Source organism: Alistipes sp. UBA1686, assembly GCF_002320215.1.
GTDB lineage: Bacteria > Bacteroidota > Bacteroidia > Bacteroidales > Rikenellaceae > Alistipes > Alistipes onderdonkii.
On record NZ_DCKA01000005.1, the window covers coordinates 48,683 to 75,198 of the forward strand.

The 26,516-nt window shown below is 59.5% G+C and carries 19 protein-coding genes; 2 read left to right on the plus strand and 17 right to left on the minus strand.

The features are described 5' to 3' along the window. Nucleotides 1-15 precede the first annotated feature (15 nt). Together B3C38_RS01345 and B3C38_RS01350 are read left to right on the plus strand one after the other, a co-directional pair. Nucleotides 16-2,976 (plus strand): DUF4855 domain-containing protein, encoded by a 2,961-nt coding sequence (locus B3C38_RS01345; protein ID WP_286724541.1) that lies wholly within the window; start codon nucleotides 16-18, stop codon nucleotides 2,974-2,976. Between the two features lie 85 nt (nucleotides 2,977-3,061). Beyond that, nucleotides 3,062-4,303, plus strand: a complete 1,242-nt coding sequence (locus B3C38_RS01350) for a hypothetical protein (RefSeq protein WP_286724543.1) — start codon at nucleotides 3,062-3,064, stop codon at nucleotides 4,301-4,303. 109 nt (nucleotides 4,304-4,412) lie between these two features. Here B3C38_RS01350 and B3C38_RS01355 read toward each other — a convergent pair whose 3' ends face one another. The 17 genes from B3C38_RS01355 to B3C38_RS01430 form a co-directional block, all read right to left on the minus strand. After that, complete coding sequence (locus B3C38_RS01355) at nucleotides 4,413-5,102, minus strand: GDSL-type esterase/lipase family protein (RefSeq protein WP_286724545.1); 690 nt, start codon at nucleotides 5,100-5,102, stop codon at nucleotides 4,413-4,415. Nucleotides 5,103-5,113: 11 nt separating this feature from the next. Continuing rightward, on the minus strand, nucleotides 5,114-6,199 hold the full coding sequence (locus B3C38_RS01360) for an SGNH/GDSL hydrolase family protein (RefSeq protein WP_286724547.1): 1,086 nt from the start codon (nucleotides 6,197-6,199) through the stop codon (nucleotides 5,114-5,116). 9 nt (nucleotides 6,200-6,208) lie between these two features. Next, nucleotides 6,209-6,877, minus strand: a complete 669-nt coding sequence (locus B3C38_RS01365; protein WP_286724548.1) for a GDSL-type esterase/lipase family protein — start codon at nucleotides 6,875-6,877, stop codon at nucleotides 6,209-6,211. Between the two features lie 6 nt (nucleotides 6,878-6,883). After that, entirely contained in the window at nucleotides 6,884-8,689 is a 1,806-nt protein-coding gene (locus tag B3C38_RS01370; RefSeq protein WP_286724549.1) for an FAD-dependent oxidoreductase, read from the minus strand. Nucleotides 8,690-8,767: 78 nt separating this feature from the next. Further along, a complete protein-coding gene (locus tag B3C38_RS01375) occupies nucleotides 8,768-9,934 on the minus strand; it encodes an AGE family epimerase/isomerase (RefSeq protein WP_286724551.1) in 1,167 nt (388 codons plus the stop codon). A gap of 91 nt (nucleotides 9,935-10,025) precedes the next feature. Next, on the minus strand, nucleotides 10,026-11,426 hold the full coding sequence (locus B3C38_RS01380) for a sugar porter family MFS transporter (protein ID WP_286724552.1): 1,401 nt from the start codon (nucleotides 11,424-11,426) through the stop codon (nucleotides 10,026-10,028). A gap of 3 nt (nucleotides 11,427-11,429) precedes the next feature. Continuing rightward, nucleotides 11,430-12,539, minus strand: coding sequence for a DUF4434 domain-containing protein (locus B3C38_RS01385; RefSeq protein ID WP_286724554.1), 1,110 nt, complete (start codon nucleotides 12,537-12,539; stop codon nucleotides 11,430-11,432). A gap of 218 nt (nucleotides 12,540-12,757) precedes the next feature. Then, nucleotides 12,758-13,966 (minus strand): ROK family transcriptional regulator, encoded by a 1,209-nt coding sequence (locus tag B3C38_RS01390; RefSeq protein WP_286724556.1) that lies wholly within the window; start codon nucleotides 13,964-13,966, stop codon nucleotides 12,758-12,760. Between the two features lie 272 nt (nucleotides 13,967-14,238). Beyond that, nucleotides 14,239-15,954 carry an ATP-binding protein gene (locus tag B3C38_RS01395; protein WP_141405134.1) on the minus strand — a complete coding sequence of 572 codons (1,716 nt, stop codon included), beginning with the start codon at nucleotides 15,952-15,954 and terminating at the stop codon, nucleotides 14,239-14,241. 2 nt (nucleotides 15,955-15,956) lie between these two features. After that, nucleotides 15,957-17,078 carry a sensor protein KdpD gene (locus tag B3C38_RS01400; protein ID WP_022333923.1) on the minus strand — a complete coding sequence of 374 codons (1,122 nt, stop codon included), beginning with the start codon at nucleotides 17,076-17,078 and terminating at the stop codon, nucleotides 15,957-15,959. A 2-nt stretch (nucleotides 17,079-17,080) separates the two neighbouring features. Further along, a complete protein-coding gene (locus B3C38_RS01405) occupies nucleotides 17,081-17,824 on the minus strand; it encodes a hypothetical protein (RefSeq protein WP_230317627.1) in 744 nt (247 codons plus the stop codon). Between the two features lie 51 nt (nucleotides 17,825-17,875). After that, nucleotides 17,876-18,508, minus strand: coding sequence for a potassium-transporting ATPase subunit KdpC (kdpC, locus tag B3C38_RS01410; protein ID WP_117507689.1), 633 nt, complete (start codon nucleotides 18,506-18,508; stop codon nucleotides 17,876-17,878). A gap of 12 nt (nucleotides 18,509-18,520) precedes the next feature. After that, a complete protein-coding gene (gene kdpB / locus B3C38_RS01415; RefSeq protein WP_055202333.1) occupies nucleotides 18,521-20,563 on the minus strand; it encodes a potassium-transporting ATPase subunit KdpB in 2,043 nt (680 codons plus the stop codon). A 12-nt stretch (nucleotides 20,564-20,575) separates the two neighbouring features. Continuing rightward, nucleotides 20,576-22,267 (minus strand): potassium-transporting ATPase subunit KdpA, encoded by a 1,692-nt coding sequence (gene kdpA / locus B3C38_RS01420; RefSeq protein WP_055202331.1) that lies wholly within the window; start codon nucleotides 22,265-22,267, stop codon nucleotides 20,576-20,578. 28 nt (nucleotides 22,268-22,295) lie between these two features. Then, nucleotides 22,296-22,376 carry a potassium-transporting ATPase subunit F gene (locus B3C38_RS12565; protein WP_055202329.1) on the minus strand — a complete coding sequence of 27 codons (81 nt, stop codon included), beginning with the start codon at nucleotides 22,374-22,376 and terminating at the stop codon, nucleotides 22,296-22,298. 388 nt (nucleotides 22,377-22,764) lie between these two features. Next, nucleotides 22,765-24,105 (minus strand): sigma-54-dependent transcriptional regulator, encoded by a 1,341-nt coding sequence (locus tag B3C38_RS01425; protein ID WP_055202327.1) that lies wholly within the window; start codon nucleotides 24,103-24,105, stop codon nucleotides 22,765-22,767. 120 nt (nucleotides 24,106-24,225) lie between these two features. Further along, nucleotides 24,226-26,274: an LruC domain-containing protein gene (locus B3C38_RS01430; RefSeq protein ID WP_286724569.1), complete on the minus strand. Its 2,049-nt coding sequence runs from the start codon at nucleotides 26,272-26,274 to the stop codon at nucleotides 24,226-24,228. Nucleotides 26,275-26,516: the final 242 nt, after the last annotated feature.

Here is a 26,516-nt window from a genome sequence, read left to right on the forward strand (position 1 = left end):
ACGATCCGTAAACAGATGAAAAAATTCAAGACCTTCGCATTTTGCACCCTCTTAGCGGCATTGGCCGCAAACCATACGCCCGCCACGGCGGCGAACGGCCCCACGGGCGACGCGGCCCCGGCAACCCGCGATTCCGAACCGAAAATGTACGCCTGGGAACAGGAACGCGACGCGATACCGTCCTATACCGACCTGGTGTTGTGCTACGGTGGCAGCCACCACCGCACCCCGTACCGCTGGGACAAGGAGCGTTTCACCCCGTTCGTGACCTATGTGGACGAAGAGGGCAGGGAGCACTGGCTCTTCGACGGGTTCCTCTTCCTCGAATTCCAGGACAGCAGCCGCCCCGACGGGGGTAAATACGCCTACATGGTAGGCGTGCTGCGGGGCCAGGGCATTTCGGCCGGCAAGCAGCAGTGGAAGGAGCTGATCGACTACTGGTTCGACGGTGACAACGGCGTGAACGCCCTCGAAGCGGCCGTAAAGGAGGCTTCACAGCGGCTGGGCACGCCCCCGGCCAAGCGCAAGGTCGTCATGGTAATGCCCGACCCGATCATCTACCGGAAGTACGACGACACGAGCGAGTCGACGACCTACTGGGGTTCGCTCGACGGGCGGCGGATGGATTTCGCCAAGGGTGCCGACCGCGTTGCGGCCTGCAAATGGTATATCGACCAGGTGCGCAGGCGCTTCGACGAGGGGAATTACCAGTACGTCGAACTGGCGGGGTTCTACCCCATCTCCGAGGAGATCGTGACGCCGGGCGACGGCTACTGCCACGAACTGAAAAAGTCGGAAGAGGTCATCCCCCAGGTTGCGGAATACCTGCATTCGATCAACCAGAGTTTCTGCTGGATACCCTACAACCGTGCCGCAGGCTACACCAAATGGAAGGAGATGGGCATCGACTACGCCTACATGCAGCCCAACCACTATTGGGACGACAAGGGCGCAAGGCCGCTGTCACGCTATTTCTCCGACATCAAGGCGCACGACCTGGCGATGGAATTCGAATTCGACGAGAACATCCTCGAGGGGGAGCAGAACTCCGACGTCTACAAAAAAAGGTTCCGCGAGTATATGGAAGGAGCGAAAAAACACGGCGTATACGGAAGCAAGCCGCTGAGCTATTACCACGGCACCAACCGTTTTTACGATCTGTGGGCATCGACGGCCGCAAAGGACAAAGAACTGTTCCATGAATTCTGCCGGTTCGTGATCGGCAACCCGCTGCGGCAACAGCCCGCCGCGTCCGGCAAACCCGCCGCCGAGCAGGGCTACCGGACGACCGGAATCCAGGATCTGGCCCTGATCTACCAAGGCGGCAGCCACCGGCTGGACTGGACGGTCGATGAATTCCGTCCCTATGTCGTACACCGGTTTGCCGACGGCTCGAAAGACTGGCTCTTCGACGGCTTCCTGTTCCTCGAGTTCAAGGACGGCTCGGGACGCAACTACACCGTGGGCTACGAGAAACTCAACGCCCGCAGGACAGAATGGGAGTGGCTGCTGGATCGGATTTTCGAGCAGGGCAAGTCGCTTTCGGCACTCGACCGGTGCATCGGACAGGAGATAAAAGAGCTCGGAAAGCCCGCCTTCAGGCATCAAATCGTACTGGGGCTTCCCGAAGCGATCCGCGGCCAGAAGGACTGGGGCGAGATCGACGGCCGGGAGATGGATTTCTCGAAAGAGGAGGATCAGATCGCCGCGACCAAATGGTACATCGGGGAGCTGGTCGAACGTTTCAAGGCCGCTAAATACAAGCACCTGGAACTCTCGGGCTTCTACTGGGTCGCCGAGGACACCCACCACTGCGAGGAGCTCACCATTCCGCTGAGCGAATACATCCACTCCGAAGGCAAGCTTTTCTACTGGATTCCCTACTGGCAGGCCAAAGGCCATGAGGAGTGGAAACGCCTGGGCTTCGACGTGGCTTACCAGCAGCCCAACCACTTCTTCAACCACTCGATCCCCGACAGCCGCCTCGACGAGGCCTGCGCCACGGCCCGCCGCCACAGGATGGCCATGGAGTTCGAATTCGACGAGAAGGCCACGGCGGCGATCCCCAATTCGTCATACGACCGAATGGTGGCCTATATCAACCACTTCGAAAAGAACGACGTCTTCAACTCTTCGGCCGTTGCCTACTACTGCGGGAACCGCGGCGTACTGACCCTCAACGAGTCGGACAACCCGAAAGACAAGGCCCTGATGGATCGCCTGGCCCGGATCATCCAGGCACGCCGCTACCTGAAATACGGCATCCCGATGAAGAACAAGACCCGCGTGGTCGCACACCGGGGCTTCTGGCACACCGACGGCTCGGCACAGAATTCGATCGCCTCGCTCCTCAAGGCCGACCAGCTGGGCGTGTACGGCGTGGAATTTGACGTATGGATGGCCTCGGACGGCGTTCCGGTGCTCAACCACGACGGCTGGCACGACGGATACGAGGTACAGAGCACCCCTTCGACCGTGCTGACGACGCTCAAGCTCGAAAACGGGGAGCCGATGCCCACGCTGGCGCAATACCTCGAGGCCGCTAAGGATACGAAGGTACACCTCGTTCTGGAACTCAAGCCCCACGCCACCCCCGAGGCGGAAACCGCAGCGGCCGAGGCCGTGGTGAAGATGGTCGGCCGGTACGGGCTTTCGAAACGCGTGACCTACATCTCGTTCTCACTCCACATAATGAAAGAGCTGGCACGGCTGGCCCCCGCAAAGACGCAGCTGATGTACCTGGGAGGCGGCACGTTGCCCAAAGACCTGAAGGCGATGGGGCTGACGGGCTGCGATTTCAACTACGGCGTATACCTGAACAACCCGACGTGGCTCAACGACATCAAGGCGTTGAAGATGGCCTCGAACGTCTGGACGGTAAACAACCCGGCCGACATGATATGGGCCATCGAAAACCGGGTCGACTTCATCACCACAGACCGTCCCGACCTCTTCCTGAAGCTCACCCGCAAGTAAGCGGGCCGGGCATCGGATACCCCGGTATACAGGCGATGCACCCGGGACGCGCCCGGATGCATCGCTTCCCTATAAAAACGCAACGATGAAACATTTGAGAATCTTGACCTGCCTGCTGTTGCTGGGCAGCATGGCGCCCACAACGGCGCTCTGTACCGGCAAGGATGCCTCCAAGCGCGGCAAGGAAAAAGGATGCGACCGCCCCTATTCCGAAGCGATGTATGTCAAACGCCAGGGCGGCGACCTCTATATTTCGGCCAAGCTGGACGAACGGACGGATATCACCTATTGGTTCAGGCGGTGCATGTTCAACGAGCTCTACACGTTCTACCGCGTAGGCATCACGCGCAACAGGACGGCGCTTCCCACCACGCAGCCCGAGGCCGAACCCGCCGTCCTGCTCAACTCGACGTACAGCGACAACATCGGGCCTTTCGCCATCCCCGGATGCGGGTGGTGCGGGGGCAACCACAAATACAGGGAACGCACGGCGCGCACGGCACGCAGCGAGGGTTACACCCTGCTAGCCGACGGCAACCGCATCGAGGGCGACACGACACTATGGGCAAATCGGGTGACGGTCGAGGCCGAAAACGTAATCCTCGACCCGACACGCCCCTACCGGAACACCGCGGGCGGCGACGAACTGCGCGACTCCCTGTGCCGGGAATCGGTGACATACACTGTCCGCCGCAACAACATCGAGGTCGCGGCCTCGCACCGGTTCTGCAACGCCACGCCCGTGGCCATCGCCATCTATTACGGGATGCAGTCGATGTTCGAAGGCGAGACGCACGTACTCACCCCGGGCGGGGCCTACACGGACTGGACGGAAGTGGCGAAGGCATCGACGTTCACCAAACAGGAGCACCCCCTTTTCCGGCGCTACGTCGAAAAGAACAGACAGGGGTACCAATCGACCTGGCTGCTGCCCGACGGGCTGGGAGACCACGCGCTGCTGGACGGGCAGGACGACATCTTCATCTATGCGCCCTACGGCAAGAGCTACCACAAGCTCATCGGGAACAAACGGATGGAGAACGGCAACAAGACCTGCTGGCGGGGTGTCTACACCTGGTTCGAGACGCCTATCGCCGACGATGCCGACCTGTTGTGCTACGAAGGCAGCGTCGGGGGACATACGGCCGTGTTCATCGACTGCAAGCGGGCTTGCAAGAGGACGCTGGCACTGCCCGGATACCTCGACCTGCGGCATTTCGGAACGGCCGAACAGAACAGCGGCATCCGTATTTCGGCCGCCGGGCGGAATAAACTGAAGATAAAGGCCGGCGCACCGGGCAGCTGTGTATTGCTGCTCCGGGAATAAGGTCACGGGGCCAAAATAACGGAAGGCCGCTGCGATCTGCCTGCAAGAATAAGAGGGCCGGGGAAATAAGCATTCCCCGGCCCTCTTATAATTCTGCCCCTGCCTGCTATTAACGCCGTCGATACCGTTTCGGATTCTTCAGCACCGCGTCGACGACAGGCGGCAGGATCTGCTCCATCACGTCGTACCCCGCGGCCGTGGGATGGACTTCGTCGTAGGTATAGGCCGCTACCATGCCTCCGTCCGGTTCGGACATCGCCGCGTGGTAATCCACAAAGGGGATATTCTCCCTGCGGGCATACTCGCGGATCATGGCGTTCAGCTCGATGATCCGGGGCGCGGGTTCAAGCTCCTTGCGCCAGCCGAATTCACGCGCGGGCAACAACGAGCACAGCACGGGGGCGATGCCGTTGGCACGTGCCAGCTCGACCATCGACACGAGGTTGCCCAGGATATGCGGCAGCGATATGTAACCGGTATTTTGCGCTATGTCGTTCGTCCCGCCGCAGATGACGACCACCTGCGGGTGCAAGTCCAGCACGTCGGCCCGGAAGCGTACGAGCATCTGCGAGGTGGTCTGCCCGCTGATGCCGCGGCTCACATAACCGTGTGCCGTAAAAAAGTCGGGATGCGTCTTGATCCACAGTTCGGTGATCGAGTTGCCCATGAGGACGACCTTCGGATTGCGCACCTCGTCGTTGGCTTGTTCGAAACGGCCGAAGTTCGCCCAGTCCTGGGTTTGCGCAGCAGCGCAGAGGAAACCCGCAAGGGCAAGGGCGGTAAAAAATAGTTTTTTCATCGTTTCAGTAGCTATTGAATGACCTCTACCGGCATCTCCCACCCCATGATCGTCGCGATGTAGGGGATGACCGCAGCGGCGAACTTCCGGTGTCCGCGGTGGTTGGGATGGTACCCGGCCCCCAGGTCGCCGTCCTGGTTGGTGATGCCCGTAAAATGCATGACGCAATGCAGGTCGTCGTCCTCCAGGCCGGCCATGACGGACTGCATATAGGGATAGAACGCCTCCGCACCGTCGGGGATGACGTAAAGGATCGGCACGGAGTCGTAGTGTTCGCGCAGGGCGCCGTAAAGCTCACGGAATGCCTTGCCGAAGGCGGCCTCGGAAGGTGTAATGCCCGTGCTGCAATCGTTCGTGCCCAGTTTTATCACCACGATATCGGGCTTGTAGCCCCGGAAATCCCACCGCGGCGAGTCGGTCATGTCGAATGTCCGCAGGATGCGCTGGCGCATAGTCAGGTCGGAGGTTTCCTTTTCATCGGCCCAGTTACGGACGATCCCCTGCCCCGAATGGGCCGTGAGCACGTAATCGGCATCGAAACAGCGCGCCACGATGCAGCCCCATGCCAGGTCGCAGTTCTCGGTCTCGGGGGTGAAAGGCTCCGAGACGGTTTTCCCCTCGGTACCGTAGCCGCACGTGTGCGAGTCGCCGATGAACTCGATCAGCCGCGACGGGGCGGGCGGCAGGTCGAGCAGAGCACCGTCGGCCTCGATGCCGTAGAGCGTCGTGCGCCCCTGCTCGGCTTCGGTGCGTTTCTGCACCGTCACGGTGTGCGGCCCCGGCGCAAGCCCTTCGGCGAGGGGTACGCACGACGAGGCTCCCTCAACGGTCGCCTTACCGCACAGGCGCCCGTCGACGAATACGTTGTAGTAGTTACGCCCGGTATCCGCAGCACGCATCGCGCAGCGGCTGCCGTCGAAACGGAACGTGAAATGACAGCCGCTCCAGTCGAACGACAGGCTGCCGTCGCCGTTTTCGGCGGCGCGGCCGGTAAAGCGGATTTTGTCCGAACAGGCTTCATAGAAGCGCATGTCGCCGCCGGCCATGCAGGCCCCCGACGCCGCGCACAATGCCAGCGCGAAAAACAGACGTTTCATCCGGGCAGCTTATTTGACGTAGGGCCTGATTTTCTCGATCCACACGGCATAACCCGCCGCCTTGAGGTGGATGCCGTCGAACGTGTACTCTTCGGGCAGCTCCCCGTTGCGCTGCATACCGCTCCAGATGTCGATGAAGGTCAGCCCGCGGCGTTCGGCCATGGCACGCAGCAGGGCGTTGAACTCGGCGAAACGGGCATTCTTGCCTTTCATAAAAGCTTCGTTATGCGCCTCGTTGAGCGGCAGCAGGCTCTGGATATAGACCTTCGTGCGGGGTGTTCCCCGGGCGATGATGTCCAGCAGGCGTTCGTATTGCTGCAGGAGTTTCTCGTTCGAAATCTTCGAGAAAAGCAGGTCGTTGGCACCGCCCATGATGAAGATGGCCTTCGGTCGTCCGTCGACGATCGGCTGCACGCGGTTGATCATGCCCGATATGCAGTCGCCGCCGATGCCGCGGTTGAGCACGCGTTTCCCCTGGAAATACTCCGCCCAGAAACCGCGCTCGGTAAGGCTGTTGCCCAGCATCACGATATTTTGCCCGGTGACCGGCACCAGCTCCTCGACATTGCGTTTGGAGAAATAATAGTCGTTGTTGAAGGTCAGCGTATCGCGCTGCGCCTGTGCGGCTGCGGTCGTCGCGACGGCAGCGGCCAGCAGCAGGAGGATGAGTTTCTTCATGGTTCGTTATTTTATCAGGTTTCCTTCGAAATCAATGTCGCGGTCGAACGGATGCAGCGCTTCGTCCGTCATCCGCGCCGCTTCGCGCCGCGTCAGGGGCTCCGTACCGTCGGCAGCGACGGCAGCACCGGCCTTGCGGAGCATGGCGGCAGCCGACGACGCCGTAAGCGGCGCGGGGTCGTCGGACACTTCGACCTGCGGCGCATAGTCGTGCAGGCCGCGGCTGAACTCACCGACGGAGATCCCGCGCTCGGGATAGAACCACGTGCGGTTCGCCCACTGGAACGGCTCGCCCGTCATACGCAGGATGCCCGTCGCTGCGATGCGCTGCAACATCGCGAAGTCGGGGTCGCCGGGTTTCACGTCGTACAACGGCGCGATATACGCATCCTGCGCCAGCAGGGCGGCCTGCAACCTGCGCACCGGAACTTCGCGGGGCGTACACCCTTCCCGGGCGGCGATGGCCGCCAACGTCCCTGCCGCCTGTCCCGTGAGCAGGACTACCGGCTGCAGGCGTGTCGAACCGTTGATAAGGTTCGAAACCGATATGGCCTTGTCCGAAACCACCAGGTTGTCCGTCCCGGCAGGGATCATCACCCCCATCGGCACCGAAAACGACGGCACGGGCGGGAAGGGTATCTTCCCGATCTGAGGACAGCAATCGTGATGGTGGTCGACGGGATAGTCGCCGACCGAAATGCCGGTACGGTAAAGTGCCGACGGGCGGCCGTAACGATCCGCCACGTCATCGAGCGTCAGGCGGATCACCCCGTCCAGGCGCCGCCCCTCGCGGTGGTAAGGCAGGTATGCCAATCCGTCTGCGGTGCCGAACTCGTCATCGGCGATCCCCAGGTGGCTGAAACCCAGTTCGTGCTGGATATAGTAGATGAACCGCAGGGTCTTCTCGCGGGCGGGGCGCAGCGCGGCGTCACGCCGGGCATAGGGCACCTCGACGATATTCATGTAGACGTCGTTGCCGTTGACCGGCCAGTTGAGCATGTATTTGCCATTGGGCAGGCGGCCGTAGTTGAGCATCGCCTCCGCCGAAATCGGCTGCCCCGCAGCGGTCTGGCAGGCCGCAGCGAACTCCGCAGGATCGTACCCTTCGGGGCGGGGGATGGTCTTGTCGGAACCCTTGCCGTAATCCTTGAGGATGGCGACGAAAGTCAGGTCTTGCACGATGTCGTTCGCCTCGGCAGGCGCCAGCGCCTCGCCCGTATCGGCACGGGCGTCCATGCCGATGCGGTAGGGCGTACCGCTCATGGGCAGCGCATCGCCCAGGTCGGTGGCATCGACCGTAATACGAGCCGAGACCTCGAGCCTGTCGCCCCCGCTACGCGAGAAACGGGCGCCCGTCACGCAGTTGCCGCGCTTGTATACCTTATCGAGCACATACCCGTGCAGGACTTCGAGCCGCGGCTCGGCCGCAGCCATCGCCCTGAAGATGCTGTCCGCCACATGGGGCTCGAAGAGCGTGTTGCTCACCCAGCCCGTGGCAAGCGCTTCGGCCCCGCCGTAATGGGCGCGCAAAGCCTCGCGAAATTCGTTCCACAGCCCCGAGGGCAGGTGGTGGTTACCGTCGGCAGCCGGGACGCCCTGCGCCGAGAACATCCCCCCGAGCATGGGCGTGGGTTCGACGACCAACGTGGCCGCCCCCTGACGCGCCGCGGCGATGGCCGCCGAAGTGCCCGAAGTTGTGCCGCCGATAACCAGCACGTCGACCGTGCGGCGTATCGTTTTGGCTTGTGCGGGACGTACGTGCCCGATTGCGAGGGACAATACCGCCGAAAGTAAGAATCCTATACGTGTCATGCTTGTTTCGTTTCTTTTAAATATCACGGCACCGTTTGAGGCCGGCAAATCGTTTATCAGGCATCGGGAACGAGCCGCCTATTTGCATTGTTCGAGGATCTGCCATATCTGGTAAAGTCCGCGCGGAACATGAAAACACCCCTTCCACTTGCCGCCCTTGAGCGGGAGGAGCACCTCCCCGCGGCGGTTGAGGTAACCGAACCACTCGGGATATTTCGGGTCTTTGAAGTGCGTCCACATGTAATCGTGCAGTTTCTGGAACCACGCAAGGCACTCCTTGTTGCCCGTCAGCTGGTAGGCCTTGATCATCGTGATCGCGGATTCGATATGCACCCACCACAGTTTCTGATCCCATTCGAGCTGCTGCTGCGGACGCCCGAGGCGATCCATGAAATAGAATATGCCGCCGTACTGTTTGTCCCAGCCGTATTCAATGGTCGAAAGCGCAATCTTCACGGCTTTGTCGATCAGTTCGGGACGACCGAGCCGCTTGCCCAAGTCCATGATGAACCACATCGCCTCAAGCGAATGCCCCGGGTTGACCGAGCGTCCCTCGAAGGAGTCGACCAGCGAATTGTCTTCCGCCGAGACATTCTCGACGATAAGCCCGAGGTCTTTCTGGTAAAAGACCTCCATCACCTCGTGCAGGCATGTTTCGATCGTTTGGTCGATGAGTTGCTTGTCGATGAGCTGCTCGATTTCGAGCGACAGGTTGCACAGGATCATCGGCAGCGCGAAATCCTTGATCGGACGCGTCCCCGGATGTGCCTTGCACCACTTGCCCTTGGGGTTCGAACGCTTCTCGAGCACCCGGTCGAAAGTTTTTTTGGCGATGGCGGCATACCCGGTGTCGCCCGAGGCGATGGCCAGCTGCGCGAAGGCCATCGTGGCGAACGTATACGAGAAAATGTTGTAGGGGTCGACCAGCGGCCGGCCGTCGCGCGTGAGCGAGAAATACCAGTTGTAATTGCCATCATGGCCGTATTTCTTCAGGAACTCCGCACCCTGCAAAGCACACTCGAGCCACTCGGGGCGTTTTTCCACCTTGTTATAGAGCATCGAGAAAAGCCACACCTCACGGCCTTGCAGCCAGATGAACTTGTCGGTGTCGTAGACGCTGCCGTCGCGTTCGAGGCAGGTGAAATACCCCCCGTATTGTTTATCCTGGGAGTGTTCGAGCCAAAACGGCAGGACGCTGTCCAGCAGCTCCGACTTATACTCGCCGGCCAGTTTCTGAAAATCCATAGTGTCGGTTGTTAAATTGATGTCCCGGAGGTGATCCAGACGACGGAGGTCTCCGGCCTGAATGCGCACAGCACCGGATTCATTATTCGTGTTATTCATTTTTTTGCCAGTATTTCTCTATTTCTTCAAGCGAGCGCCCCGTGGTTTCGGGAACGGCACGCCAGATAATCAACATATAGGGGACGCACATCGCCGCGAAGAGGAAGAACGTGCCGGCGGGTGTAAGGTTTTCGAGCATCCACGGCGTCAGCTGCCCGATGAGGTAGGTGCCCACCCACAGCGCAAGTCCGGCGATCGACATCGCCAGCCCGCGCACCCGGGTGGGGTACATTTCCGAGAGCAGCACCCACACCACGGCGCAGATCGAAACGGCGCAGCAGAAAATATAGGCCAGGAAGAACACCAGCAGGAATACGCTGGGCAATCCCAGCGCCGCGCCGCACATAAAATAGAACCCGATGCAGAGCAGCGAAACGATCATGCCCGACACACCCCAGTAGACCAGTTGTTTGCGTCCCACGCGGTCGATGATGACAAGCGCCAGCACCGAGGTCAGCATGTTGACCACACCCACGAGCACCTGCGAGAAGAGCGAATCGCCGCTCGACAGCCCTGCATTTTCGAAGATCGTCGGGCCGTAGTACAGCACGGCGTTCACGCCCATGAACTGCCCCAGGATGGCGATGAAAACGCCTATGACGACCGCCTTGCGGATACCCGGTTCGAACAGCACGCGCCATTCGGACTTCGACGAAGCGGAGGCCGTGCCGTGTACGGCAGCGATCTCCTCGTCGGCGGCTTCCGACGAACGGTAGATGCGCTGCAACACGGCATGCGCCCGCACGTCGCGGCCGCGCAGCACGAGCCAGCGGGGGCTTTCGGGAATGAAGAATATAACGGTGAAGAAGAGCAGCGCAGGCAGCGTTTCGGCACCGAACATGCCGCGCCACAACTCCGTAACCCATATCTTCTGCATCCACGGGGAGGCGTAGACGGCCGTTTCGGCCGATTTGAGTATCTGGAAGTTCACGAGGTAGGCCGCCAGGAACCCGACCGTGATGGCCAGCTGGTAAAGCGACACGAGTGTCCCGCGCCAGCGTGCCACGGCGACCTCGGAAATATACATCGGCGAAACGATCGACACCACACCGATGCCCACGCCGCCCACGATGCGGTAAACGACCAGTTGCGTGAAGTCGGCGCTAACGGCACAGCCGACGGCAGAAACGGTGAACAGCACGGCCGACAGCAACATCGTCAGCTTGCGCCCGAAACGGTCGCTCAGCACACCGGCCACGGCCACGCCGCCGATCGAACCGACGAGCGCACACCCGACGAACCATCCCTGCTGCATGGCATCCAGCGAGAACTGCGCGGCCACACCGGATATCGTACCCGAAATGACCGCCGTGTCGTACCCGAATAAAATCCCGCCTATGGCGGCTACCAGTGACAGGAATGCCACATATCCCGTATTCGTCTGTGATTTCATCGGCTAACGGATGTTAAAGTATTCCTTGTAACGGTCGAAGAGATGCCCGGCCTGCAGGTATGCAGACTGGGGGCTCATGAAATGCGAAAATTCGAATGTGATGGCCTTGTCGTAGCCCGCACGCATGGCGGCTTCGAGCTTCATGCGCAGCTTGTCGAACTTGATGGGCAGGAACTTGATGGGCATGTCGCGGTCGAACGACTCGGCGTTGGTCCAGCATTGCATGCCGTACTTGTCGGCCAGGCGTTTGTTGACCGCAAAGAACACATCCAGCTCGTCGTAGTCGATATGCCCGTCCTGAAACGCACAGGCATCCACCACATCGTGAATCCCGTCGAATATCTCGTCCCATTCGCGTTCGTGCTGCTCGACGGAAACAGCCTGCTCCTTGGTCAGTTTGCTCCCGCTGGCCATCACGGCCTTCTTGCCGTCGATCCACGGCGAGATGAAGGTGGGCAGCCCGCCCGAAACCTCCTTGCACTGTTTGCCCAGGGCATGGAACGTCCCGATGGCACCCTTGGTGGCACGGCTGATCTCGCCACTCAGGTACCAGCCGCCGAAACTCTCGTATTTGCGGCCGTACATGTTCCACACCTCGTCGATTACATATTTGTTATGTTCGACCTCATGCGACATGTCGCCCGTGTCCCAGTATTCGCCCGAGTCGTAAAGCCCGAAGTAGAACTTCATGCCGTACTTGCCGGCCAGGCGCAGGAACAGGTCGAGCAGGTCGACCGACGGCATGTAACACCCTTTTTTGAGCAGGTAGGGCGAAGGGTAGGTGATGAACTTGCGGTAGCCCGAGCGAATCCCGATCACCGTGTCGATGCCGATCGACTTCATATGGCGAAAATCGGCGTCCCACTCCTTCTCGCCCCAGTTCTGGTGCGGGATGTCGTGCGAAATTTCGTCGAGGAACGTACCCGTGATGCGCAACCCTTCCCCCTTTGGGACGATCAGCCCGCCGTGCCCCGGAGCGGATGCGGCCAGGGCATCGTCCATCCCTTCTGCACCCAACTCCGAAGCTGCCTTGACCAGTCCGGGGACGGCGACAGCCGAAGCCGCCGTCACAGCTACTTTCTTAAGAAAATTCCTTCGACTCGAAGTTTTCATATCAGACGGGATTTTATAGTTTGCATAAAACAAAGTAAATTTTATCGTTTTTCTATGCAAATATAATAAATAAATTTACAATGAGGCAATATTATAGTCTTTTTTATTCTAATCGACTAAAAAAAACATTTGCGACAGGTAATATCGGGCAATAACGGGTATAAAAAAAAGTCCGTAAGGCTACGGACTTCTCTTTATAGCTAATTTTTGGTTCCGGACTACATCAGCCCCAGCATCTTGCTACGGCTCAGCATACAGGCGCCCACGGCCCCGGCTTTTTCACCCAACTTACTGAGTTTTATGGTAGTATCCTTATTCACGAGTTGCAGCGAATATTTATTGATGGCACTCTTAAGCGGCAACATGATATAATCCTTGGCCACGGCCAGCGTCCCGCCCAGCACGATGAGGTCGGGATTGAAGAGGTTGATGAGCCCGGCCATAGCCTTGCCGAGCGTATGCCCGACGGTTTCCATGACTTCGATGGCAAGCACGTCCTCCTGCCCCAGCGCTTCGAGGATATCCTCGAGCAGGATCTGTTCGCCGCGATTGTACTTGTCGGAAAGCATCGAAACACGCTTCTGCGCCAGCTTCTCCATGAATATACGGTGTACGGCCGAGCCCGAGGCGCCGGTTTCGAGGCAGCCGCGCTTGCCGCACCGGCATATCACCTCGTTGTCGAGCAGCGGGAAATGGCCGAACTCGCCCGAGAATCCCGACCGGCCGTAGAACAGTTTGCGGTCGATGACCAGCCCGACGCCCAAACCCCAGCTGGCATTGACGAATATCATCGTATCCTCGTTGTTGCCCACGCCGCACATGTACTCCCCGTAGGTCATCGCCCGGGTATCGTTCTCGACATAGACCTTGCAGCCCAGGCGTTTCTCCAGCAGCATCGTGAGGGGCTCCTCCTCGACGAAGAAATAGCTGTAACTGTACCCCGTCTTGGAATTGACCCGCCCCGAGAGGTTGAAGCCGACCGAAAAGATCTTGATCCGGTCGATCTTGCTCTTGGCGATGAACCCGTTGACCACGTCGCACAGCCGGTCGAGCGCCTGTACCGAATTTTCCATGACGAACGGCACGCAATCGCGCATGTCGACGACCTGCCCCTTGAAATTGATGATCGCCAGGGTGATGATGTCCTTCTTGATGTCGACACCGACGAAATAACCTGCATAGGGGTTGAGCCCGTAGATGTTGGGCCGGCGCCCCCCGGCAGTACCCTGTTTCCCGAAATCGTGCACGAAGCCGTCTTCGATCAGTTCGCTGACCAGTTTGGTGACCGTCGGCACCGACAGATTCATTTCATGGCTCAGATCCGTGATGCTGAAATCCCCACCCATGATGTAGTGTCCGATCAACTGCAGTTTCAGCAGAGCGGTTTTATTGCCTTCTTCGGCTTGTCCCAAAAAAGAATCGACCATAATTCGCAATGATTATTTGGTTTGGTGCTGTACTCCTGCAAAGATAATAATTTTTACTTTAAACAAGCTTTTTTCTACGGTATTTGGCCGTCTGCAACAGGCAAAATAAATAAATACGGAGAAAGCCGGGGAAAATGCGAATTTTATTTCTTTCCCGCTGCCGCCTGCCGTCGCCACACCGGACAATTCCGTCCGGGCAAACGAAAACGGGGAAGCCGCAGGCACGATGCCTGCGGCTTCGGCGCGCTGCGAGGGGCCTCCCCGGCAGGGCGCTAGGCCGGCAACAGGATCGAAAAACGGCTTCCCTTGCCGATCCCGCTTTCGACCGAGATCGTACCGCCGTGCGCCTCGACAAACTCCTTGGAGATGGCCAGCCCCAACCCGCTGCCCTGCACTTTGGTACCCGGCACGCGGAAATAACGCTCGAAAATGCTCTTATGGTAACGCGGGTCGATGCCCCGTCCGAAATCCTGCACGAAAATCTCGACCGCCTTTTCATGCTGCACGGCCCCGACGATGATGCGCGAATTCTCGGGGGAATGGTGGATGGCGTTGGAGAGGAGGTTGGTGATGACCCATGCGATCTTTTCGTTGTCGACGAACAGTTTCGAAATCTTCTCGGGATACTCCACCTCGACGAAGCAGCGGAAACGCTCGGCCAGCACCTGTGTCGCCTTGACCGCATAGTCGATCAGCTCGACAGGCTTCACGACCTTGGGCATGAGCCTGAGTTTCCCGGACTCGACCTGCGTCATGTTGAGCAATTCGCCCGTGATATTCAACAGGCGGTCGCTGCTCTCGCGGATGCTGCCCACGAGTTGTTTCTGTTCTTCGTTGAGCGGCCCGAGACGGTTGTCGCCGAGCAGTTGCAGGCTCATCAGGATCGACGAGATGGGAGTTTTCATCTCGTGCGAAACCGTCGAGATGAAATTGGTCTTGGCCGAGTCCAGCTCCTTGTACTTGGTGATGTTGTTCAGGACGATCAGGTTGCCGACGAACTGTTGCTCCCGGCTGCCGACCGGCATGATGTAGAGCGGCGTATCTTCCATCTGGAAATAGCTCTCCTTGTTGTCGGCATAGATCTTCAGCGGTTCCTGCCCGGCGTTTTTCTTCTCGCCGTAAAGCTCGCGCAGCAGGCGCCGGAGCAGGTCGTTGGCGAGCGCCACCTCGGCGGCATCGCGCCCGATGACGGTTTCGGGCAGGTTGAGCACCGACAGCGCCTCGCGGTTCATGAAGAGGATGGTCTTCCGGGGATCGAGACCGATGATCGGTTCGTGGAGCGAATTGACGATCGCCTCGATCCGCGTCTTGGCCGTCATCAGGTCGTCGAGCGAACTGCGGCGGTACTCGTCGAGCTTGGCCGCCATGTTGTTGAACGACTCGGCGACGGATTCGAACTCGCGGTTGCCCGTGAAGTCGAGCCGCTTGCCGTAATTATGGCTGGCGATCTCCTTGATCCCCTTCTTCAGCTCGTCGATCGGACGCAGCACCATCCGCGGGAACCACACCAGCACGGCGCCCGCTACCAGGGCGCACAGGGCGGCCACGACGATCAGCCACCACATGACATAGTCGGCACGCTCCTCGACCTGCGAGCTCTTGGCCCGGATGGCCGCCATGTTCACCTCCATAATGCGGTATAGGTCGGCACGCACGGTCTGTATCTCGGCCTCGGTGACGGGGTCGCTCAGGCTGGCGACATGCTGCTGCAAGGCCGCCGTAAGCTCCTTTTCGCTGACTTCGGTGATGTTCTGCTGCTGGAGCGCCAGGCTCTGGCGCAGGGCGTGCCGCGAGACGGAATCCTGGCCGATGTCGTTCAGCGAACGGAGCATGTCCCCGGCGTATTGCAGCGAATTATAGTTGTCGGCCAGGATGGTGCCCGTAGCGCGCGAAAGCTGGCGGACATAGCTGACCGACTGGATGCCGAGCAACAGGATCATGGCGAACAGCACGCCAATGCCCAGGGTAAGCCTCCCTTGTATTTTCATAGTCATGACATAATAAAAAGGTCGATGTTCATACGCGACAGGCGGCCGATCAGGCTACGCAGCACGATCGCGTTCTTCAGCAGCGAAAATAATGAAAATTCGGGCCGCCCGACGCAGACGATACTGATTTTTTGTTCCCGGCAGGTTTCGAGGATCGCCTCGACCGGACGGTTGGAATGCACCCGGCGGATTTCGCCGCCGAGCTCCGTGGCGAGGTTCAGGTTGTTGATCAGGTAACGCTGGTTGGCCAGCGGGATCCGGTCGGCGGCCTCGCGGTCGCCCTGCACGTAGAGCACGACGAACGAGGTGTTGATGTGCGTGGCCATGCGCGCCGTCTTGCGGATCACGCGGCGCGACCGCTTTTCCGAGGAGTCGATGACGGCCAGCAACCTGTCGTGGCGGCACTTGTCGCCTGCGGCGACCTCGTTCTCGACCTTCTTCTCCACGCGCAGCGCCACCTCCTTGAGCGCCAGTTCGCGCAGTTGGAGGATGTTCTCCTGCGTGAAGAAATTGTTGAGTGCCGCAGCGACCTTGTCGGGTTTATAGATTTTGCCTGCCTTCAGGCGGTCGATCAGTTCGTCGGCCGTGAGGTCGATGTTCACCACTTCGTCGGCCATGGCCAGCACGCTGTCCGGCACGCGCTCGTGCACCTCGACGCCCGTAATCTCCTGCACGGACTCGTTCAGCCCCTCGATATGCTGGATGTTGACCGCCGTGATGACGCTGATCCCCGCATCGAGCAGTTGCATCACGTCCTGCCAGCGCTTGGGATTGCCGCTGCCTTCGATATTGGTGTGCGCCAGTTCGTCCACGACCACGATCTCGGGATGCAGGTTCAGGATGGCCTGCGTGTCCATCTCCTCGAGTTCCTTGCCTTTGTAGAAGAGCCTGCGGCGCGGCACGAGGGGAAGCCCTGCGACGAGGGCTTCCGTTTCGGCACGGCCGTGCGTTTCGATAAATCCGATGCAGACGTCCACGCCTGCGTCGAGCAACTGATGCGCTTCCTGCAACATGCGGTAACTCTTACCCACCCCGGCACTCATGCCGATGTAGATTTTGAACTTGCCCCGGTGCGAGCGGCGGATCAGATCCAGGAACCGCTGAACACTGCCTTCCTTGTCCATAATCACATGCGGAACGATATTCCGCCCACGAAATTAACGTCCTGGGCCGCCGGGTTCCAGCTCAGCGAAGTGAAAAGTCCCAGTTGCAACGACCCCGCTACCGTCCAGCCCTTCGCTGCATTGACGAAGACGTTTTGCACATAGAAATCGCGGTCGATGCCATAGGTGCCGACGGCGTTCCACGGTACGACGCCTACGCCGGCCTTCATATCTATGCCCTTTACGGCGAAAGGATAGGATGCCTCGATGTAGGTGGCATAGGCACGGTCGCCGGCGGCATCGACATCCGCGGCGCCGAACAGTACCGTGTTCCATGCCAGGGTCAGGGGCACCCTGGGCGAGATGCACCAGGCTATCCCAGCCTCGACACGGTGCGGGGAGTCGGCACCGAAACGGAAATAGTTACGACTGATTGTGCCCCGGTCACCGGCGCCGCCTTCCCAGTAAAGGTCGGCCAGCGAGAAAGTCACGGGGCCGAGGGCATAAGCCATCGTCAAGTCCATCTCCTTGTAGGAGGTCGTCGCAAAATCGACCGAACCCCAGGCGGTCACCGAAAAATTCCCGGCAGCCAGTGCCAGCGTGGGCTGAAGGCTCACGCCCGCTTCCCAGACACCGCGCCATACATAGCCGCTCACGAGGTCGGTGCCACCCGAAATTTCCACACCGCGCTGCCTATCCTGCGCACAGAGGTCGACGGTGAGCATTACCGCCATGGCGGTTAGCAGAATTACGATCCAGCGTTTCATATATTTATCCTTTTCAGTTTTCTTTTCCATATCCGTTTCATGTAGTTTCCATTAGTTTTCCGGGGATACACCCTCCCCGCACCCGCCGGCCTGCCGGACACCGGCCGAGGCCGTGACGTTCGGTTGCAGGGTTTCCAGCGCGATATTCAGGCGCAGGACGTTGACCTTCGCCGTGCCGAAAAGCCCCAGCCACGGTTTTTGCGTCAGCGAGTCGACCAGCCGCTGCACGACGGCCTCGTCGAGCCCGCGGGCCGCGGCGACGCGGCGCACCTGCACCTGCGCCCCGCGGGGCGAGATGTCGGGATCGAGGCCCGAACCGCTGGCTGTCACCATTTCCGAAGGCACCTCTCCGCGGGAGAGGTAAGGATGCGCCGCGAGGAAATCCTGCACGCGCTGCTCCACATCGGCCAGGTATTCGGGATTGGTCGTAGCCTTGTTGCTGCCGCCCGAGCCGCCGCCGTTGTAATCCACGGCCGAGGGACGCCCCCAGAAATAGCGCCCGCCGGTGAACTGCTGGCCTACGTTCGCGGCGCCGACGACCCGGCCATCGAGCGTAAGTGTTTCGGCCTGCCCGCCGTTGGGGCCCGCAAGGGCCGAAACCCCGCGCAGCACGAGTACATATCCCACGCCGAGCAACAGGCACATTGCCAGCGTTATCTTCACTGAAATCCAAAGGTTTTTCATAATTGCAACACGTTAAAAGAATACACTTACCAACATATCTATCAGTTTGATGCCCACGAACGGCACGATGACACCTCCGAGCCCGTAGATGAAGAGGTTGCGGCGCAGCAGGGCCGAAGCCCCGATCGGCTTGTACGTCACGCCGCGCAGCGCCAGCGGGATCAGCAACGGGATGATGACCGCGTTGAAAATCACGGCCGACAGGATAGCGCTTTCGGGCGAATCGAGGTGCATGATGTTCAGAGCCTGCAACGAAGGGATGGAGGCGATGAACAGCGCCGGGACGATGGCGAAATACTTGGCCACGTCGTTGGCGATCGAGAAGGTGGTCAGCGTGCCGCGCGTCATCAGGAGCTGCTTGCCGATCTCGACGATCTCGATCAGTTTCGTGGGGTCATTGTCCAGGTCGACCATGTTGCCGGCCTCCTTGGCGGCCTGCGTACCGCTGTTCATCGCCACGCCCACGTCGGCCTGCGCCAGCGCCGGGGCATCGTTCGTGCCGTCGCCCATCATGGCGACCAGTTTACCGGCCCGCTGCTCCCGGCGGATGTATTCGAGTTTATCCTCGGGGCGGGCTTCGGCGATGAAGTCGTCGACGCCTGCCTGTTCGGCAATGTATTTTGCCGTCAGCGGGTTGTCGCCCGTCACCATCACGGTTTTCACGCCCATCTTGCGCAGACGCTCGAAACGCTCGCGGATACCCGTCTTGATGATGTCCTGCAATTCGACCACACCCCTGATCCGCTCGTCCTCGCAGACGATGAGCGGCGTCCCGCCGTTCTCGGAGATACGGCGCACGGTGGCTTCGATACCTGCGGGGCATTCGTGCCCCGCCTCGGCACACATGCGCAGGATCGCTTCCGAAGCGCCCTTGCGGATACGGCGGCCGTCGGGCATGTCCACACCCGAGCACTTGGTCTCGGCGGTGAACTTCACCATGTGCACGCCGACCAGTTGCAGGGGATCGGTCTTGATGCCCTGCTCGGCACCCAGTTCGACGATGGACTTGCCTTCGGGCGTCGGATCGGACACCGACGAGAGGACGCACAGCCGGACAAACTCCCGGGCACCGAACCCGTCGACCGGATAGAAGCCCGTGGCCTTGCGGTTACCGATGGTGATCGTACCGGTCTTGTCGAGCAGCAGTGTGTCGATGTCGCCGGCAGTCTCGACGGCCTTGCCCGACTTGGTGATGACGTTGGCGCGGAGCGCACGATCCATACCGGCGATGCCGATGGCCGAAAGCAGGCCGCCGATGGTGGTCGGGATCAGGCAGACGAACAGCGAGATGAACGCCGCGACGGTGATGTTGGCGCCGACGTAATCGGCAAAGGGCTTGAGCGTCGCGCAGACGATGACGAACACGATCGTAAAGCCTGCCAGCAGGATGGTCAGGGCGATTTCGTTGGGCGTCTTCTGGCGCGAGGAGCCTTCCACGAGGGCGATCATCTTGTCGAGGAAACTTTCGCCCGGACGCGCCGTGACCTTCACCAGGATGCGGTCGGAAAGCACTTTGGTACCACCCGTGACGGAACTTTTGTCACCGCCCGCCTCGCGGATCACAGGGGCGGACTCGCCCGTGATGGCGCTCTCGTCGATCGAAGCGAGCCCCTCGACGATCTCGCCGTCGGCGGCGACCGTGTCACCGGCGACGCATTCGAAGAGGTCACCCTGCCTGAGGTCGGAACTGCTCACGATATGCGACTGTCCGTCGGGGTCGATCCGCTTGGCAGGGGTTTCCTCACGGGTCTTGCGCAGCGAGTCGGCCTGCGCCTTGCCGCGCGCCTCGGCAATGGCCTCGGCGAAGTTGGCGAAGAGCACCGTGGCAAAAAGCACCAGGAAGACCACGACGTTATAGAGCAGCGACCCCTGCGAGGTATTGCCCGTCACGGCAATCCACACGATCAGCAGCAACATGACGAAGGTGACGGCTTCGACGGTGAACATGATGGGGTTCTTGACCATCTTGCGCGGGTCGAGCTTTTGGAACGAGGCGCGCAGGCTCTGGCGCAGCAGGGTACGGTCGAACAAGGAATTATTTCTGTTTCGTTTCATAGTCGTAACATTTTAGAAAGTCAGGTAATCGGCGATCGGGCCCAGTGCCAGCGCAGGGAAGAACGAGAGCGCAGCGACGATGATGATGACGGCGAAAGTCATCAGCGAGAAGGTTCCCGTATCGGTCTTGAGCGTACCGGCACTTTCGGGGATATATTTCTTCGAAGCGAGCAGCCCGGCGATGGCGACCTGCCCCACGATCGGGAAATAACGCCCCATGATCAGCGCAATGCCGGTCGAAATATTCCAGAACGGCGTATTGTCGGCCAGCCCCTCGAAACCCGAACCGTTGTTGGCGGCCGAGGAGGTGTACTCGTAGAGCATTTCGCTCAGGCCGTGGAACGAGGGGTTGTTGAGCCAGCCGATCTCCGGGTCGGCAGCGGCTACGGCGGCTGAAATTCCCGTGCCGACGAGGATCAGGAAGGGGTGCATCAGCACGACCAGCGTGGCGATCTTCATCTCTCGCGCCTCGACCTTCTTGCCAAGGAACTCGGGGGTACGGCCCACCATCAGGCCGCTGATGAAGACCGCGATAATAAGAAATGCGAAGTAGTTCATCCATCCCACGCCGACACCGCCGAACCAGCAGTTGATCTGCATGTTGAGCATTTGCAGCATACCGCTCAGCGGGGTCTGCGAATCGTGCATCGAGTCGACCGACCCGTTCGAGGTGACAGTCGTCGTCATGCCCCACATGGCCGAAGCCGCCGAACCGATGCGGATCTCCTTGCCCTCCATCGAACCGAGCTCCTGCGCGATACCCATCCGGTCGATCTGCCGGCTGCCGCCCGTCTCCTGCCATACCGAAAAGACGACGCCCGCGGTATAAGCGAAGAGCATCACGGCGAAAATCCATGCGGCGAGCCTACGGCGGCGCGTATAGAAGCCGAACGCGAAGGCCATCGCCATCGGAAGGATCAGGATCGACCAGCACTCGAGGATGTTGGTAAAGGCATTGGGGTTTTCGAGCGGGTGAGCCGAGTTAGTGCCGAAATAGCCGCCGCCGTTGGTGCCCAGTTGTTTGATAGGCACAATGGCCGCTGTAGGGCCCTGCGAGATGACCTGCTCCTGGCCTTCGAGCGTAGTGATGGTCTGTTTGCCGTCGAACGACATCGGGGTTCCGTTGATGACGAGCAGGATACCCACGACGAGCGACAACGGCATTAGAATACGGGTTACGCTCTTGGTAAGGAACACCCAGAAGTTGCCGATGGTCTTCGTGGTCTTGGCAGCCAGCGCCTTCATGACACCTGCCATGGCCGCCATGCCGCAGGCTGCGGTGACGAACTGGAAGAGCATGATGACGAACAGCTGGGTGAAATAGCTCAACCCCGTCTCGCCGCTGTAATGTTGCAGGTTGCAGTTGACCATGAACGAGATACAGGTGTTGAACGCCAGATCGGGCGACTGCCCGGGGTTGCCGTCGGGGTTGAGCGGCAGCCAGCCCTGGAAAACCAGCAGCAGCATGCCCCAGAAGAACCAGAAGAGGTTGACCATCAGCAGCGCCTTGAGAAACTGTTTCCAGTCCATCTCCTGCGCGGGGTCGATACCGCACACGCGGTAGACGAACCGTTCGACGGGAGCCATGAAGTCGAGCCACGTGCGCTCACCTCGGTATACTTTGGCAATGTAGCGTCCCAGCGGATAGCAAAGCACCACCAGAGCCACCCATTGCAGGATAACGCCTAAAATTTCGGTATTCATTTATTTGCGTTTTTTCGGGGTCAGACAATCAGAATCTTTCGGGTTTTACGAGCACGTACATCAGATAGACGAATCCGACGATGCTCAGAATAAGCAGTCCTGTAAACATTTTTCATCAGATTTTTTCAAACCAATCCACACATTTCAAATAAAACCAGTAACACAGCGACCCGAGGGCGCACAGCAACAGGAACAACACAGTTCCATTCATCTTCGTTCTTTTTTTGAGTTAGACAACAATTTTGTAAAACCGCAAAGCATCCGGCACAGCAGCAGCATTGCGCCGCAGAATATCAGGATCAGGATCACGATTACCATGTCGATTTCTTCTTTCGGTTTGTGTCCAAAGGAATACGAAGGGAGTGCCAAAACAGGAATTTCGGCACTATGCGACTAATTGTCAAACAGATGCGACTTTGGCATACCTGCCAAAAAGAACGGCCGCCCTATCAAAATGATAAGGCGGCCGCCTCAGAATGATACGCCTGGCGCCGGCGTCAGGGCTTCATGCCGTAACTTTCCAGCTTGCGGTAAAGCGTGGCGATGCCGATGCCCAGCAGGCGGGCGGCCTCGGCCTTGTTGCCTTTCGTGTATTCGAGTACCCTGAGGATGTGGTGCCGTTCGAGGGCGTCGAGCGCCATCGAGTCGGGCACGGAGCCGTCGCACGACGCGGCATGGAATTCGGGGGAGAGGCAGCCGACGGTGAGGGCGTTGCCTTCGGCCATGATCAGACTGCGCTCCACGACGTTGCGCAGTTCGCGGACGTTGCCGTGCCAGGCATGGCGTTCCAGTGCGGCGATATATCCCTTGTCGATCGTGTCGATCCGGCGCCCCATCCTGTCGGCGAACTGCGCCGCAAAGAACCGGGCATATTCGGCGATATCGCCCGGCCGTTCGCGCAGCGACGGCAGGTGGATGCGGAAAACAGAAAGTCGGAAGAAGAGGTCTTCGCGGAAATTCCCGGAAACGATCTCCTTTTCGAGGTCGCGGTTCGTGGCGGCGATGATCCGTAGGTCGACCTTGGTCGGGCGGGTCTCGCCGATTTTGATGAACTCGCCGCATTCGAGCACGCGCAGCAGCTTGGCCTGCAGCTCGACGGGCATCTCGCCGATCTCGTCGAGGAAAAGTGTCCCCTTGTCGGCCTCCTCGAACAACCCTTTCTTATCCTTGGTGGCACCCGTGAAGCTGCCGGCACGGTGGCCGAACAATTCGCTTTCGAGCAGTTCCTTGGAGAAAGCCGAACAGTTGACGGCGACGAACGCCCCCTTCGCGCGCGGGCTGGCGTGGTGGATGGCCTGCGCAAAGACCTCCTTGCCGGTTCCGGTTTCACCCGTGAGCAGCACCGAGGTATCCGTGACGGCGACCTTGCGCGCCAGCGCGACCGCACTGCGGAGGGATTCCGACGAACCGATGATGCGGTCGAACGAATGCTCTTCGGAGAGTTTGTCCTCGAGACGAGCCAGCCGGCGCTGCATCTGCGCTTTCTCGGTGGCACGGCTCAGCAGCGGCAGTATCTTGTTGTTGTCGTCGCCCTTGGTTATGTAATCGAATGCCCCGTTCTTGATGGCCTGCACGCCGTCGGGGATATTGCCGTAGGCCGTCAGCAGGATGACCTCGGCCGACGGCATGGCCTGCTTGATCCGTCCGACCATCTCGACACCGTTGCCGTCGGGCAGCTTGACGTCGCACAGCACGACATCGGGTTCATAGCGGCGGAGCATCCTGAGCCCCCCGGCACAATCGGCGGCCTCGGCCACCTCGTAACCTTCCAGAGCAATGATGCGGGCCAGCAGCTTGCGCAACTGTTCCTCGTCGTCGATAATAAGAATCTTTGCCATTCGGTTCGTTCATTCTTTTCGGCAAAGGTAACACAATAATTCCACATATCGTTCCGGCAGCCCCATACAACACGGAGCCCCCGCGATGCAGGGGCTCCGTGCGAACCGGCAATACCGGGTCTATTTCACGGAGTTCTTATACCACTCCTTGTGTTTTTCGCCACGGCTCTTCACCCAGTCGGCGAAATAGGGATAGAAGACGTCGATTTTCACCATCTCGTCCGGGATCCGGTAATCGGTAACGGGCAGGTCGATGGCAAAAGGATACAACTCGGAAGTCGCATAATAATAGGGCCCGATGGGGTTCCCCGCCTTGTCCAGCGAGCTCTTGTCATCGTTGCGGCCGAAAGGATAGGGGTCGGCCAGCGACGTGGGCGGATAGTTGGTCAGGTGTATTTCCTTGCGGACGGCCCCGGGAACAAACCCTTTGTCGCTCACGCAGATGAACGGGTTGTAGAGCGACTTGCGGGTCACCTTGTCCATCGACAGGCTCCCGTCCAGTTTGATCTCGACGCTAACGGGCCCCCGGGCCACGGCCTGCTCGATGTCGTCGAAGAGTATCACCACGGCTTTATCCTGGTTCTTTTCGAGTCCGGCCGTCAAAGACCCGTTTTCGATCTTCACGCCTTTGACGGCGGTTACGGGAATGTCGAGCTGGTAACCGAAGGCGCTCCGGAGTTTACCGCCGCTGTGCAACGGAGTGACGACATCCCGGATCGCCACGATCCGGTTGTCTTTGTCGACCGTGAAGGTCGTGCTGTACCCGACCACCACGTCGTTCATGTCGTAATCGCCCTGGCTCGGCCACAGATCCTCGAAAGCCAGCGTGCCGACCACAGGGTCGCCCGCCACGTCGGGATACTTCTCGTCACCGGGGTCGGTCGTCGGGCGGTCGGGGTCGTAAATGGCATCGGCAGGATCGGAGTCCACATAGAAAAGCACGTCCTTATAGTCGTTGTCGCCGCCATCCTCGAAGCCGAGCACGGTCTTGCCGCTCACTTTGTCGTAAAGGCTGACCATATAGCGGCCGTTCCCCGCATTGAACTCATTGTTCGAATAGCGCGCCGGGTGTTTAGAACCGGTGATATCGAGTTTTCCGGTATAGTCATAAGCCGAAATTTCATACGCATCGGGCAGCATGAACCAGCCCACGGTCGTACCGGCTGGAAAAATGTCAGTAGCCTTGCCTCCCCTGAAACAGGTCAGCCGCAGCTGTTCGCCGAAAAACAGGGGTGCCGTCCAATCGCCGCCGCCCGACCCCAAATCATCCGGGTCGTCGAAATTGGTCGTAAAGGAAGAGCAGTTGGGGAAGGCCACGTACTTGGGCAGCGCATCGAACTCGGTTTGCGTCCGGGGAGGGTTCTGCGTATCATAATAATAATAACCGATGGCATTGCGCCATGCTGCCAGTTCTGCGGCGAACACCAGCGTCAGATGGGCATCCTTCGTCACATTGAGGTTGACCACCCCGGTCGGCATGGCGTATTTCGAATTGTCGACGCCCGGCATCAGTACGTTCTGAATGCGGTTCATCAGCCCCGCAGGTGTCTGTGCGTAATCGGGTGCGATATTCAGGTAGGGTTTCTGACCATACACTGTACCGAGGATGTAGAGCGGTTTGCCTTCCCAAGTCCAGTCGCCGAGCTGCTGCACGTTATAAGGATTGGCCGCATCGGCACGGGTCGCCGCAACCCGGTCGGCAACCGCGGCGCCGGAGACCTTCCCGGCCGCCTTTTCGTAGAACTGCCGCACGTTGCACGAAATACCGCCGGCAGTCACGTCGGCCTCGATACAGGCGGGGAAACCGTAGGATTCGCTATACACGTACACCTTGCCTACGGCAGTCGGGAGGTTGACCATTCCCGAATATTTACCGTCGTTATCGGTATAGGCCCTGAGCAGGGCTTTTACGCCGGGTTTCAGGGTAAACGCACCGTCCACGGCATTCACAGGGTTCTGGGCATAAATTTCAAACAGCGCCTTGCTGCCCCTGCGGGCATAGTCCAGATTAAGAGGAATATCCCGCGTCGTGGCGTAATCGTATTTATTTCCGCCTTGGGCCGTGTCATCCGGGCCGGGAACTTCATCCGGCCGTTCGATACAGCCGGTCGGTAACATGGTGCATACTGCGAGGGCACACAGCAGGCACAGGTATCGTAAATTTTTCATATGAGAAAAAATTGGTTTATCACATCCTTTTCCGACAGCCATCCGCACCTACCGTTCTGCCCTGCGAAAGCAAATTCCGCAGAAGCCCGCATTTCTATCTTGACAAATGTAAAAAAATAAACCCAATTTCGCCAAACTTTGGGCGAAAATCGCATATTATTAGTGAAATACACACCAAAAGCACAACAAATACGGCTACCATTTAAAACATTTCAGCCCTACATTCTACAAAAAAAGAAGCC